This window comes from Nocardiopsis listeri (assembly GCF_020741345.1).
Classification (GTDB): domain Bacteria; phylum Actinomycetota; class Actinomycetes; order Streptosporangiales; family Streptosporangiaceae; genus Nocardiopsis; species Nocardiopsis listeri_A.
This window is the reverse complement of the sequence record NZ_DYZD01000344.1, coordinates 23,197-35,668: the sequence shown is the minus strand read 5'-3', so window position 1 is coordinate 35,668 and position 12,472 is coordinate 23,197. Positions and strand designations below refer to the sequence as shown.

General features: G+C 68.9%; 13 protein-coding genes. 6 read left to right on the top strand and 7 right to left on the bottom strand.

Features of this window, described 5'->3' with window-relative positions:
* Positions 1-199: 199 nt before the first annotated feature.
* The 3 genes from K8V84_RS18500 to K8V84_RS18490 are packed head-to-tail and all read left to right on the top strand — an operon-like array spanning position 200 to position 2,858.
* Positions 200-1,027: an alpha/beta hydrolase gene (locus K8V84_RS18500; protein WP_304076565.1), complete on the top strand. Its 828-nt coding sequence runs from the start codon at positions 200-202 to the stop codon at positions 1,025-1,027.
* Positions 1,027-2,010, top strand: coding sequence for an ATP-binding cassette domain-containing protein (locus tag K8V84_RS18495; protein WP_304076563.1), 984 nt, complete (start codon positions 1,027-1,029; stop codon positions 2,008-2,010). Before K8V84_RS18500 ends, K8V84_RS18495 begins: the two co-directional genes overlap by 1 nt.
* A gap of 35 nt (positions 2,011-2,045) precedes the next feature.
* Positions 2,046-2,858, top strand: a complete 813-nt coding sequence (locus tag K8V84_RS18490; protein ID WP_304076567.1) for an ABC transporter permease — start codon at positions 2,046-2,048, stop codon at positions 2,856-2,858.
* 55 nt (positions 2,859-2,913) lie between these two features.
* Here K8V84_RS18490 and K8V84_RS18485 read toward each other — a convergent pair whose 3' ends face one another.
* Positions 2,914-3,666, bottom strand: coding sequence for an SDR family oxidoreductase (locus K8V84_RS18485; RefSeq protein ID WP_304076561.1), 753 nt, complete (start codon positions 3,664-3,666; stop codon positions 2,914-2,916).
* Positions 3,667-3,907: 241 nt separating this feature from the next.
* Between K8V84_RS18485 and K8V84_RS18480 the strand changes: the two genes are divergently transcribed.
* Positions 3,908-5,284 carry an FAD-binding oxidoreductase gene (locus K8V84_RS18480; protein WP_304076559.1) on the top strand — a complete coding sequence of 459 codons (1,377 nt, stop codon included), beginning with the start codon at positions 3,908-3,910 and terminating at the stop codon, positions 5,282-5,284.
* A gap of 61 nt (positions 5,285-5,345) precedes the next feature.
* Here K8V84_RS18480 and K8V84_RS18475 read toward each other — a convergent pair whose 3' ends face one another.
* Complete coding sequence (locus K8V84_RS18475) at positions 5,346-6,056, bottom strand: MerR family transcriptional regulator (RefSeq protein WP_304076556.1); 711 nt, start codon at positions 6,054-6,056, stop codon at positions 5,346-5,348.
* Positions 6,057-6,225: 169 nt separating this feature from the next.
* On the opposite strand from K8V84_RS18475, the gene K8V84_RS18470 reads away from it, so the two are divergent.
* Positions 6,226-6,894: a hypothetical protein gene (locus K8V84_RS18470; RefSeq protein WP_304076554.1), complete on the top strand. Its 669-nt coding sequence runs from the start codon at positions 6,226-6,228 to the stop codon at positions 6,892-6,894.
* Positions 6,895-6,960: 66 nt separating this feature from the next.
* On the opposite strand, the gene K8V84_RS18465 is transcribed toward K8V84_RS18470, so the two are convergent.
* Positions 6,961-7,569, bottom strand: coding sequence for a histidine phosphatase family protein (locus K8V84_RS18465; RefSeq protein ID WP_304076552.1), 609 nt, complete (start codon positions 7,567-7,569; stop codon positions 6,961-6,963).
* A 173-nt stretch (positions 7,570-7,742) separates the two neighbouring features.
* Between K8V84_RS18465 and K8V84_RS18460 the strand changes: the two genes are divergently transcribed.
* On the top strand, positions 7,743-8,288 hold the full coding sequence (locus K8V84_RS18460; RefSeq protein WP_304076549.1) for a type 1 glutamine amidotransferase domain-containing protein: 546 nt from the start codon (positions 7,743-7,745) through the stop codon (positions 8,286-8,288).
* Positions 8,289-8,357: 69 nt separating this feature from the next.
* On the opposite strand, the gene K8V84_RS18455 is transcribed toward K8V84_RS18460, so the two are convergent.
* From K8V84_RS18455 to K8V84_RS18440, 4 genes are all read right to left on the bottom strand, one after another.
* Positions 8,358-9,308, bottom strand: coding sequence for a phosphotransferase (locus K8V84_RS18455; protein ID WP_304076547.1), 951 nt, complete (start codon positions 9,306-9,308; stop codon positions 8,358-8,360).
* Positions 9,309-9,430: 122 nt separating this feature from the next.
* Entirely contained in the window at positions 9,431-9,544 is a 114-nt protein-coding gene (locus K8V84_RS18450) for a methionine/alanine import family NSS transporter small subunit (RefSeq protein ID WP_304076545.1), read from the bottom strand.
* The gene (locus K8V84_RS18445) at positions 9,544-11,160 is read right to left on the bottom strand and encodes a sodium-dependent transporter (protein ID WP_304076543.1); all 1,617 of its coding nucleotides are present in this window, start codon (positions 11,158-11,160) and stop codon (positions 9,544-9,546) included. The genes K8V84_RS18450 and K8V84_RS18445 overlap by 1 nt, the downstream gene beginning before the upstream one ends.
* Positions 11,161-11,410: 250 nt before the next feature.
* Positions 11,411-12,427: a DUF2804 domain-containing protein gene (locus tag K8V84_RS18440; RefSeq protein ID WP_304076540.1), complete on the bottom strand. Its 1,017-nt coding sequence runs from the start codon at positions 12,425-12,427 to the stop codon at positions 11,411-11,413.
* Positions 12,428-12,472 lie beyond the last annotated feature (45 nt).

Genomic DNA, 12,472 nt, shown 5'->3' with positions numbered 1-12,472 from the left:
ATCCTGGCAGAGGCCCGGGTGGCGGGGCACGGTGTTTTGGCCGGTGGTGGTCGGTGGGGTGGTGCTGGCACCACTGTGGGTGGTGGGCGGGGGTGGAGGTGGAAGTGGGTGGTGACGTCATGGTGGTTCGCGGCGGTCGAATCTAGCGTTTTAAGGGCCGGGGAGGACCCGGTGGTTTTCGGTCTCGTCGAGGAGAGTCATGATCGCGGTGAACCCCCCTTCCTGCGGTGTCGTTTCGGGCCCTTTGCGTTATGGGCGTGGTGTGCGACGTGGTGTGCGGGTGCTGGCCTTCGATGAGAGTGGGCCGGGGCGCATCGTGGAGGAGTTGGGGGATGCGGCCGAGGCCGATCATGTGGCGGTGGTGGTGCCGGGTAACGACAACGACCTGGGTAACTACTTCGATCAGGCGAGGTCGACGCGGCCGCGGGCGAACGCGGCGATCCTGTTGGAGGAGATGCGTCTTCAGGCTCCCACCGAGCGGGTGGCGGTGGTGGTGTGGGTGGGGTATCGGACCCCGCGGGGGTTCGGTGAGGCGGTGATGCGGGCTCCGGCCGAGCGGGGTGCGCGTGATCTGGTGCGGTTGACCCGGTTCTTGCCGTCTTCGGCGCGGGTGACGTTGGTGGGGCACAGTTACGGTGCGGTGGTGTGCGGGTTGGCGTTGTCTCGGGCTCGGGTGGATGAGTGCGTGGTGTTGGGCAGTCCGGGGTTGGGGGTGCGTGATCGGGCCGCTCTGGGGTTCTCGGGGAATCTGTGGGCGGCTTTGGGGCCCAGGGATTGGATCCGGTTCTTTCCGCGGGGGTATGTGGGCGGGGTGGGGCATGGGCCTTCGCCGTTGCGGTCGGGTTTTGGGGCGCGGGTGTTCGCCACGGGCGACATTTCGGGGCACTGCTCCTATTACCGGTCCGGGAGTGAGTCGGTGCGCAACATCGCGCGGATCGCGGTGGGCCGGTATGAGCGGGTGAGTCTGGTGGGTGGGCGCCCCGAGTCGGTGCCGGCCGCCGAGGTGTCCGGTTCGGTGGTGGTCTGATGGACACGGATACGGCGATCGTGGCGCGGGGTCTGCGCAAGGGCTACCGGGGCGGCGAGGTGGCCCTGGACGGGGTGGATCTGCAGGTGGGGTCGGGGACCGTGCACGGGTTGTTGGGGCCCAACGGGGCCGGTAAGACCACCATGGTGCGGGTGTTGGCGACCTTGTTGTCCTTTGACGCCGGACGCGCGTGGGTGGCGGGGGCCGATGTGGCGGCCCGGCCCGGGGTGGTGCGTGAGCGGATCGGGTTCGTGGGCCAGTACGCGGCGGTGGACGAGGTGTTGAGCGCGCGCCGCAACCTGGAGATGTTCGGGCGTTTGTACCACTTGGGGCGGCGGCGTTCGCGCTCGCGTGCCCAGGAGTTGTTGGAGCGGTTCGATCTGGTGGGTGCGGCCGATCGGCCGGTGCGCACCTTCTCGGGTGGGATGCGTCGTCGGTTGGATCTGGCGGCGGGGCTGGTGTTGGATCCTCGGGTGCTGTTCCTGGACGAGCCGACCACGGGGTTGGACCCACGTAGTCGCGGCCAGGTGTGGTCGATGGTGCGTGAGTTGGTGGCGGGCGGTACGACGGTGTTGTTGACGACCCAGTACCTGGAGGAGGCCGACCGGTTGGCGGATCGGATCTCGGTGATGGACACCGGAAGGGTGATCGCCCAGGGCACGCCGGGGGAGTTGAAGGAGCGTGTGGGCGGGGGCCGGGTGGAGGTGGTGGTGGGTCGCGCCGAGGAGTTGGGGGTGGTGGCCCAGGTGTTGGAGCGTATGGCCGGTGCGCCGCCGTCGGTGGATGTGGACGCGTTGTGCGTGCGGGCGCCGCTCGCGGGGCGGGGTGCGGCGTTGACCAAGGTGGTGCGGGCCTTGGACGAGGCGGGGTTGGACGTGGAGGACATCGCGTTGCGTAAGCCGACGTTGGACGAGGTGTTCTTGGCCTTGACCGATCAGGAGGGCGATGGTTCGGGCGATGTGGGTGAGGGGGGTTCGTGGTGAGTGAGGTCGAGCGGGCTCCGGGACCGGTTCGTGGGGTGGGGGTGTGGTCGCGTCGTCTGGGGTGGGCGGTGGCCGACTCCGTGGTGGTGGCGCGCCGTTATCTGGCGCATTTGGTGCGCAAACCCGATGAGCTCGTGGGCACGTTGATGATCCCGGTGTTGGCGGTGTTGCTGTTCGGGTTCGTTTTCGGTGAGGCGCTGGGCGCGGCCATGGGGGTGGGCGGTGACGAGTACCGGGATTTCCTCATGCCGGGGTTGTTCGCGTTGACGATGGCGTTCGGGATCGGCAACACCACGATCGCGGTGGTCTCCGATGTGGGGCGTGGGGTGGTGGACCGGTTCCGGACGTTGCCGATGGCGCCTTCGGCGTTGTTGGTGGGCCGGTCGATGGCCGATGTGGTGGCGGCGTTGGTGGATCTGGCGGTCCTGGTGGGGATGGGGTTGTTGATCGGGTGGCGTTGGCACCTGGGTGTGGGTGCGGCGTTGGCGGCGTTGGGGTTGTTGTTGCTGTTGCGGGCGGCCTTCACCTGGGTCGGGATCTGGTTGGGGTTGATGGTGCGCAGCCCTGAGTCGGCGATGAAGTTCTTTTCGTTGGTGTTCCCGTTGGCGATGGTGGCGGAGACGTTCGTGCCCGCGGAGATGGTGCCGGTGTGGGTTGCTCCGGTGGCGGAGTGGAATCCGTTGTCGGCGACGGTGTTGGCGTGTCGGGAGTTGTTCGGGAACACGGCGGTGGCCGGTCAGGGGTGGGTGGCTCAGAACGCGGTGTTGATGGCGCTGGTGTGGCCGTTGGTGTTGTTGGCGGTGTTCGTGCCGTTGTCGGTGGTGCGTTATCGCCGGTTGAGTCGTTGATGGTCGGGGTGGGGCGGGTGCGCGGGGGCCACTCGCCCCATTCTTGTGGGGGGGCTCAGGGGTGGGTGGTGTCGTGCAGGTATCGGGTGAAGGTGGTGCGGCCCACGGCGTGTTGGGGGGTCAGGTGGTTTCCGGCGCGGAAGGCGGCGAAGATGCGGCCGGGGGCGCGCAGTGGCAGGCGGGGTTTGTTCAGCCGGTGGGCGCGCAGGTAGGCGCCGGCCAGGTCGGCGAAGGGTTCGATGTGGGGTCCGCCCATGTCGTCGACGCGTCCGGCGGGTTCTTCTTGTGTGAGGCGGGCCAGGCGTAGGGCCACTTCGGTGGGGTCGACCGGTTGGACGTCCACGTCGGGGTAGGCCATGGCGGGCAGGCGTGCCATGCGTGCGCACAGACCGTCGATGAGTGTGTGGAACTGGGTGGTGCGCAGGATGGTCACGCCCAGGTCACTGGCTTGGAGGGCTTGTTCGACGGTGTGTTTGGTCTTGTAGTAGCCCAGGGGGATGCGGTCGACGCCGACGATGGAGATGTAGATCAGGTGGTGCACGCGTGCGGTGCGGGCCGCGCCGATGAGGTGGGTGGCGGCCTGTAGGTCGCCTCCGGTGGGGGTGGAGGCCAGGTGCAGCAGGGTGTGGACGCCGTCCAGGGCTTGGTCGAGTCCGGTGCCTTGGCGTAGGTCGACGGCGTGGGCGTGGGGGTCGGTGGGGTCGGGGTGGCGGCTGAGGGTGCGTACGTGGTCGTCGCTTTGGCGTAGCAGGTCGGTGACGTGGGTGCCCAGGGCGCCTGTGGCTCCGGTGACCAGGATCGTGCGCATGCTCCACCTCCGAGGCCGGTGAGGGGTTCACGTTAACACCGCATTGGGTGGTTTTCGTGGGTTTTCAGGGGGTGTCGAAGGTGTGGGGTGTGGGGGCCTTCCCGAGGTGGTGGTCCAAGGCAGGGGCGGCTCTGGTGGGCGGATGGGTGCAGGTGGTGACCGGTGGTGTGAGATGTCCGGTTAGAGTGCTGGACATCGTCGGCGCAGACGGTGCCGTCACAGCGTGGTGAGGAGTGTGTCCATGTCCGCTCTCGTGCAGGAGTTGACGGCCGCCTTGGGTCAGGGGTCGGTGGTCACCGATCCGGAGGTGATGGCCGGGTACGCGCACGATGAGGCCGAGTGGGCGCCCTACGGTGGCCCGGTGGCGGTGGTGCGCCCCCGTGAGACGGCGGACGTGGCGCGGGTGGTGCGCTCTTGTGTGGAGCACGGGGTTCCGGTGGTGGCGCGCGGCGCCGGTACGGGGCTTTCGGGTGCGGCCAACGCCGGCCAGGGGTGGGTGGTGGTCTCCTTCGAGCGTATGAATCGGGTGTTGGAGGTCGACGCGGTCCAGCAGAGCGTCACGGTGCAGCCGGGGGTGGTCAACGACGACCTGCGGGAGCGGGTGGCCGCCGACGGGTTGTGGTATCCGCCGGACCCGGCTTCGGCTCCGTGGTCGACCATCGGTGGGAACGTGGCCACCAACGCGGGCGGGTTGTGCTGTGTCAAGTACGGGGTGACCCGTGACTACGTGCTGGGCATGGAGGTGGTGACCGGGACCGGTGAGGTGGTGCGGTTGGGGCGCACCACAGCCAAGGGTGTGACCGGCTATGACCTGGCCGGGCTCATGGTGGGTTCGGAGGGCACGCTGGGTCTGGTCACCGAGGTGACGTTGCGTCTGGTTCCGTTGCGCACCGGGGTTGAGCACACGGTGGTGGGCTACTTCGACTCGTTGGTGGACGCGGGTCGTGCGGTGGCGGCGGTTTCGGCGGCCGGCATCGTGCCTTCGGCGATGGAGCTGATCGACCGGTTCTGTCTGCGGGCGGTGGACGAGTGGAAGAACATGGGGCTCTCGGCCGAGGGTGAGGTGTTGTTGTTGGCCCGCAGTGACCTGCCCGGTGAGTCGGGTCAGGTCGAGGCCGACCGCATCCTGGAGTGTTTCGAAAAGGAGCGTGCGGTGTACACGGTGCGTTCCACCGACGCCGAGGAGGCCGAGGCGTTGTTCTCGGCGCGCCGGTTGGCCTACCCGGCGCTGGAGCGGTTGGGGCCGTTGTTGACCGAGGACGTGTGCGTGCCCAAGGCGCGGGTGCCGCAGATGTTGGCGGCCATCGAGCGGGCGGCGGAGCGTTTCGACACCCACATCGGCAACATCGCCCATGCCGGCGACGGCAACCTGCACCCCTTGTTCATCGTTCCGGCCGGGGACGAGGCGGCCAAGGAGCGGGCCAAGCAGGCCTTCGAGGTGATCGTGGACGAGGCCTTGGCGATGGGTGGCACGGTCACCGGTGAGCACGGGGTGGGGTTGCTCAAGATGCGTGGGGCCGCCGAGGAGTTGGGGCCGCAGGTGGTGGAGATGCATCGGGCGGTCAAGGCGGCGTTGGATCCGCACGGTGTCCTGAACCCGGGCAAGGTGTTCGCCTGAACCCTGCGGTGTTGTGCGGGGGCGTTCTCGATGAGGGCGGCCCCCTTTTTTTCGTTCGGGGTCAGGTGTGGGTGAGGTAGTCGTCCAGGTGGGCGGCGGCGGTGAGCATGGCCCGGGAGCGGCCCAGCAGGTTGTGGGAGCGCTGGTCCAGGGCCTGGTTCAGGGCGGTGGTGTCGCCGCTGTGGCTCAGCCGCTCCAGAACGGGGCCGATGTCGGGTAGCGGGTAGCCGACCTGGCGGAGCAGGTGGACGATGCGGGCCAGGCGCACGTCGGCGGGGGTGTAGGTGCGGTACCCGGTGGTGTGGTCGCGTTGGGGGGTGAGCAGGCCGGCCTGCTCCCACACGCGCAGGGCCGAGGTGCGCACCCCCAGGTGGGCGGCGACCTCGCCGATGCGCAGGTCACCGGAGGGCGGGATGGGGGCGTTCTCGGTGTGGTGGGCGATGGCGGACAGGGCCTGACCTGCCTGGTCCAGGGCTTGTCGGTGTCGGTGCAGGTCGGCGTGGGCGGCGTCGATCAGCTCCAGGGCGCGGTCGGTGTCCTGTGCGAGCACGGCGTGCATGATCGCGCGGGAGGTGTGGCTGCCGAAGGCGGCGTACAGGGCCCGGTAGGTGAGCAGGGCGCGGCGGTGGTGGGGGGTGAAGACGCGGTAGCCGGAGGCGGTGCGTGGGGTGGGTGGTAGCAGGCCTTCGTCGGCGTGGTTGCGGACCTGTTGGGTGGAGATGCCCGCGGCGCGGGCCAGGTCGATGGGGCGCAGGCGGGCCGGCTCGTCCACGCGGTTCCTTCCCGAAGGGGTGTGGGTGGTGGGGCCAGGATAGGGCGGCCGGGGCGGGCCGGTGGTGTTGTTCGGGTCGGGGTGGTGGGGTGCGTGAATCGGAAGGGAACCGGGGAGGGTGTGGGGCGCGTCTCACCGGTAGGAGAGCCCCACTGAGAGGATGTGCCCCATGTCCGGTGGCGTTTTGGCCCTGTTGGCCATCGCGGTCGCACTCATCATCGCGATCTCGGTGATGAGTGCGGCGGGCGAGCGTGAGCGGGCCGGGACGTTGCGGGTGTGGGTCGGTGAGCGTGGGTGGGGTTATGACCGTGAGCGGCCCGAGTTGGCCGACCGGTTCGCCGGTGCGCCCTTTCGGCGGGCTCCTTCCAACGCCAGGGCGGTGCACGTGCTCTCGGCCGAGTATCGGGGGCATCGGGTGTTGGCCTATGAGTACGTCTACACCACCTGTGGTCGGGATGGGCGTTCGGCTCCCAGCACGCATCGTTTCCCGGTGGTGGTCGTGCCCACCCCGCCCACCCCGGTGCTGCAGGTGTGCGCCGAGGCGGGGCCGGTTCTGCGGGGTGTGGATCGGGTGCGGGTGGGTGAGTGCGGCTTCGATGAGACCTTCGAGGTGCGTTGTGCGGACGAGGTGTTCGCGCGGGCGTTGCTGGATGAGCGGGTGCGCGCCTGGTTGCTGGAGACGCCGGGGGAGCGGGCGGGGTTCCGTTTCACCGGTGAGCACCTTCTGGCCTGGGGCGAGGGCCGGTTGGAGGCGGAGGCCGCGGTGGCCATGGCCGACCGTCTGATCGACCTGTTGGAGCACGTTCCCGCCGGGGTGTGGGAGGGCGCCCGGCCTTGAGCGGCGGGTGAGGGGGGCGGGCGCGGTCGGCGGGGGCCGCGCCCGATGCCTTTGTCGGGGCGGGGTTCAGGGCCGCCAGGTGGATTGGTCACTCCAGCGCAGCGGTTCGGGTAGGTGGGCGGTGTCGTTGAGCACGATGACGGCGGCCGGGGCGTGGGGGCGGTAGCGGATGAGGGTCAGGGCGGCGTTGGCCACCGGTGTGGAGATCCACCGCCATGGTGGCGCGTCCATGGCGTGGGCGAGCAGGTGGGAGATGACGTAGGCGTGGGTGATGAGTACTTCGCGGCGTGGGACTTGCCCTGGAACCGGGCCGGTGAGGCGTTCCAGGACGCGGGCGGCCAGGTGGGGTGCGTGGTCCCGGGGTGGCAGGTGGGAGGTGAAGGCCAGGATCTGCTCGGCGTGCCGGGGCGGGAGTTCGTCGCGGGTGGGCAGGTGGGGAATGTGGTCGTCGGCCTCGGGTGCCGGGGTGGCGGTGAGTCCTGTCAGGTGGGTGAGGGCTTGGTGGGCGGTCTGTGTGGTGCGTGGAGAGGGGCCGTGCCGGAGGGTGTGGGGTTCTGAGCGGCTCAATCTGCGCCCCAACAGGTCGGCCTGGTGGCGGCCGGTGTCGGTGAGGTTGGCGGTGGTGGGGTCGGCTTGGCCGTGGCGGGCCAGGTACAGATCGCGGGTGGCGGGCACGGGTGACCTCCTTGGGTTGGACAGGGGTGGGATGTGTGCGGGTGTGGTCCGGTTCTCGGTGTGGAGGGGGCTGATGGGTGTGAGGAAGGAGGGGTGGGCGGGTAGGGCGGACGACGTGGCGTCGGGCCCTGCTTCGGGCCCGAGCGAACGCGAGGTTCAGTAAGGGGGAGGTCATGGCTGGAGAGCTCAGCGGCCGGACGGTGGCGATCTTGGCCGCCGATGGGGTCGAGCAGGTGGAGTTGGTGGAGCCTCGTCGGGCTTTGACCGAGGCGGGGGCCCGTGTGGAGTTGGTGTCGCTGAAGGCGGGGTCGATCCAGGCGATGAACGGCGACATCGAGCCGGCCGACCGGTTCGATGTGGACCGTGAGGTGGCCGGTGTGGGGGTGGACGACTACGACGCCCTGGTGGTGCCCGGTGGGACGGTCAACCCCGACAACCTGCGTCTCGACAGTGACGCGGTGTCGTTCGTGCGTGACTTCGTGGCTCGTGGCAAGCCGGTGGCGGCGATCTGTCACGGGCCCTGGATCCTGGTGGAGGCCGATGTGGTGCGTGGTCGCACCGTGACCTCCTATCCCAGTATCCGCACCGACATCCGTAACGCCGGAGGCACGGTGGTGGAGGAGGAGGTGGTCACCGATCACGGTGTCACCACCAGCCGTAACCCCGATGATCTGCCGGCGTTCTGTGCGCGGATCGTGCGCGAGTTCGCGGGCGGGTGACGGGTGCCCTTGGCCTGGATACGGGGTCCGGGCCAGGGGCCCTTCGCCTGGAGGGGTGGGGCGGGGCGTTCAGGGTGTGTGGCCGCCGGCGAAGGGCAGGGTGCGCCAGTGTTCCACGGCCGGTTGTAGGGCCTCGTTGAGTGTGGGCAGCTCGGGCACGAGCGTGAGGTGGGCGATGGCGCGCAGCATGCCGATGGCGTTGACGAACCTGGACACGTCGGGGTTCAGGGTGCGCAGGCCGTTGCGGCGCGCGCCCCGGTCGTAGGCGGCCTCGCATTCGGGGCCCAGGGCCGCCAGGTCCCATTCCACGGGGCCGAGCGTGAGCATTTCGAAGTCGGCGTACAGGTCTCCTCGGGTCGAGTGGAAGATGTTGGCGGGTGGGGAGTCGCCGTGGATGGGCTGCAGGTCGATGTCGCCGAAGCGCTCCTGGAAGGCGGCCTGGGAACGCACCAGGGGGTGCAGGAGGTCCCATTCGCGGTGGGCCCGGTCCAGGTCGTCGGGGGTGATGAGGTCGGGGTGTTCGCCGAGCCGTGTCAGGGCGTCGGTGACGAAGGCGGGTTCGGCCGTGGACAGGTACGACAGCGCCGCGGGATAGGAACGTAGGGCGGCGTGCAGGTCGGCGGTGCTCTCGGCGTTGGCCACGTAGTCGGGTTCGACGTCGTCGGCCTGCTCGACGAAGGTCCAGAACGTCATGGACAGGCCCTGGCGTTGGAGGGGTCGGGCCGGGAGGAGAGGGCTGGGTTCCAGGACGGGCAGGCCTTGGTCGGCCAGCCACCGTGTCACGTTCAGTTCGTCCTGTTGGCGCAGGGCCAGGTCGTGCAGGGTCGTGGTGTGGGGCAGGACGGTGGGGACGCGGGCCACGACCGGTGCGGGGGCCAGGTGAACGACGACGGAGAACACGTCGTGGAGTACCCGCGGGTCGGTCACGGTGAGTCCGAGTTCGCGGGCGGCCCCGGTTGCGGTGTGGACGGCGTGGTCGGTGCGTTCGGCCTGTTGGCGGGGGCTCATGTACGTGGTCATCGCGGGATCATCCCACGTCGACGGGTGTGTGCGGTGACCTTGTTCGGCGTGGCCGGGTGGAGGTGGGGGAAAGGCGGTGGGGCCGCCCGATCAGATCGGGCGGCCCCACCGGTTTCGGTCCGTTACTCGGTTTCGGGTTCGTCGGGGTGGCGCCGCAGGTGCAGTACCGCCGTGATGAGGCCGCCCCAGAGCACGGCGATGGAGATGACCATCATGATGATGGCGCTGGTGGACATCAGCGGTCCCCTTCCTTGTCACGGGTGTGGTCGGTGGCCGGTTCGGCGCCGACCTGCTCGGGCTCCTCCAACTGCACCGGGGTCCGACCGTCCTCGGCCCGGGTGCGGGCGGCGTCGTCGCGGGCGATGGCGTCGGCCTTCTTCCAGGGGAAGCAGGCGACGATGATGCCGAAGACGATGGCGCCGATGGCCACGCCCCATCCGGCGATCAGCAAGAACCCGGTCGGGTAGCCCTCGTAGTTCTCGGTGAGTTCGATGCGCAGGCTGTCCCACATCATGATGCCGAGCAGGACGGGGGTGATCACGCCCAGGGTGATGCGCCACCAGGTGCCCAGGTGGATGGAGGAGACGGCGTTGACGTGGGCCTGGAAGAGCTTGAGTCGACGCACCCCCCAGGAGATGAAGACGACCAGGACCAGGCCTGCCAGTGCGATGCCGTACTGGTTGATGAAGCGGTCGAAGACGTCGAGGAAGTGGAGTCCCTCGTGGGTGGGAAAGAGCAGGATCGAGGCCAGGGCGGTGGCGCCGCCGACCAGGGCCACGGTCTGGGTGCGGCCCAGTCCGGTGCGGTCTTGGACGGCGGAGACGATGACCTGGACGATGCTGATCAGTGAGGTGATGCCGGCGATGGACAGGCAGGCGAAGAACAGTACGCCGAACAGGGGGCCGCCGAAGGGCAGGCTGGAGATGATCTGTGGGAAGGCGACGAAGGCCAGTCCGATGCCGGAGGTGGCGACTTCGTCGACGGCGGTGCCGGCGGCGCTCGCCATGAATCCCAGGGCGGCGAAGACGCCGATGCCGGCCAGGAGTTCGAAGGAGGCGTTGGCGAACCCGGCGACCATGGCCGAGCCGGTCAGGTCGGACTTGCGCTTGAGGTAGGAGGCGTAGGTGACCATGATGGCGAAGCCGATGGACAGTGAGAAGAACACGTGTCCGTAGGCGGCGATCCACACCTTTCCGGTGAGCATGGCCGACCAGTCGGGTGTGAAGAACGCGTTCAGTCCGGTGACGGCGCCGTCCAGGGTCAGGGCCTGGATGACCATGATGCCGAACAGGATCACGAGCAGGGGGATGGTGATCTTGTTGATGATCTCGATGCCGCGGCGCACTCCGATGATGAGGATGGTCAGGGCGACCAGCCACACGCCGATGAGGGGCCAGGCGACCCCGGAGACGTAGCCCGAGACCGGTCCGGGTTCGGGGTTCATCTGGAGGAAGTCGTTGAAGAAGAACCCGTCGGGGTCGTTGCCCCAGGCCTGGGTGATGGAGAACCAGGTGTAGCGGATCGACCAGGCGATGATGACGGCGTAGTAGATGGCCACGACGAAGCAGATGGCCACCTGCCACCAGCCCAGGGCTTCGGCGGGGCGCCAGATGCGCCGGTAGGACAGGGGTGCCGAGGAGCGGTAGCGGTGGCCGATGCCGTATTCGAGGATGAGGAGCGGGATACCCGCGGTGAGCATCGCGATCAGGTAGGGCAGGAGGAAGGCTCCGCCCCCGTTCTCATAGGCGACGTAGGGGAATCGCCAGATGTTGCCCAGTCCGATGGCCGATCCGATCGCGGCCATGAGGAATCCCGCTCGCGTTCCCCATTGCTCGCGAGGCTGTTGCCCCATGTTCAGGTCTCCTAAATCATCCCGTAGTTCGCGACCCGCACGGTAGCAGGATTTGGCCACCTGAGCATCGTCGGGGCTGGTCTGATGGCTGGATGTCGCTTATCCAGAGGCTTTCGGTGTCGTTTTGTCTGAGGGTGGTGTGGGGCGGGGGAGGCAAGTGGCGCTAACCGGGCGTGTTCAGGTCGGCTGTGGCCACGCCATGCCCCAAGGGTGGGGCGCGCACGGTGTGTTCGGTGCGCGCCCCCGCCGCTCACCAGCGCATGTGGACCTGTTCGGCGAAGCCGTTCAGATCGGTCACGGTCAGGGTGGTGCCGTCGTCGGTGCGTACGGTGCCCCGGTAGTGGCCGAAGCACTGGTGGGTGTCGCTGACGATCAGGCCGGTGTCGGTGCGGTCGACGCGTTCGTGGAAGGGGGTGAAGACCACGTCGACACGGTCGGAGGCGGGGGTGTACAGGCGCCAGGGGGCCAGGAAGTCGTCGGGGTCGTAGTCCCAGACCAGTTCTTCGCCGATCTTGGTGAGGCGGCCGTCCACGCACAGGGCGTTCTCGGTCAGTCCGGTGCCCTTGGTCCATTGGCCGCCGAACTGTAGGCCCAGGGTGTGGCCGTTGGTGTGGCCCGCGGCGGCGCCCCAGTTCCAGTTGATGTCGTAGGGCCAGCGGCCGCGGCCGTGGTCCAGTACACCGAAGGCGTCGGTGAAGTCGTAGGTGTGCTCGCCCAGGCGGACGGTGCCCGAGGCGGGGCGTGCGGTGTGTTTGGAGGTGTACTGGAAGCGGGTGGGGCTCCAGGGGATGACCACGCTCATGGATTCGTGGCCTGGAGGCCGGGTGACCAGCAGGTCGGCGTGGAGGGGCCCGTGGTCGGTGGTGCAGGAAAAGCGCAGGCGGGTGCCGGTGGGGGTGTCGTCGATGTGGGCGCGGATGGGGCCCAGGGCGGCGGTGGGGCCGGTGCCCAGGCTGTGGGGCACGCGCACTCCGTGTCCCAGGGGGCGCAGCGCGGTGCGGGTGACCTCCACGGGTGCGGTGGGGTCGGCGTGGTCCAGTAGGTAGACCGAGGTCAGGCCCAGGTAGTCGATGTCGGCGACGGTGATGGCGATCAGGTGGGTGGGGGTGCTCACGCACCAGTATTCCCAGCGTTTGGTGCGTGACCAGCCGGGGATGTGGGTGCGGTGCAGCGGGGTGCGCGACCAGCCCACCGCCTCGCGGTTCAGGCGCCCCTGGGGGGTGCACAGGTCCACGGGTGAGGTGATCTCGCGTTCGTGTGTGGGCATGGCCGTCAAGCCTACGGTGTGCGCGGCCATGGGTGTGGTGGGGCG